The sequence below is a fragment of the Bacillus cereus group sp. BfR-BA-01381 genome (assembly GCF_022663555.1).
Classification (GTDB): domain Bacteria; phylum Bacillota; class Bacilli; order Bacillales; family Bacillaceae_G; genus Bacillus_A; species Bacillus_A pacificus.
Genome location: NZ_JAKUFR010000320.1, coordinates 1 through 243 on the forward strand (window position 1 = coordinate 1; position 243 = coordinate 243).

A 243-nucleotide genomic window follows, 5' to 3' on the forward strand; every position below is an offset into this window, starting at 1 on the left:
AATTACCAACAGCATTTTTATTGCCCTTTTTGGCTCCACCACGATTATTTACAGCATTCTTATTACCTTTTGGTGCTCCTGGTTTCTTTTTGGAGTACTCCGTATCTTTCTTTGGAGTACTCCGTTCATTTTTATGGAGTACTCCATTTAATTTGTCTATCCATTCATCTTTGGATTTCCATCCGCCAACCGTTTTTTCACTCACAGTTTTTTCGGATGTAGACAACAATTCAGCAATTTTAC

General features: G+C 37.0%; 1 pseudogene. It reads right to left on the reverse strand.

Going from position 1 to position 243, the window contains the following annotated elements:
* Positions 1-243: pseudogene (locus MR079_RS28880) on the reverse strand (phage terminase small subunit); the annotation flags it as partial.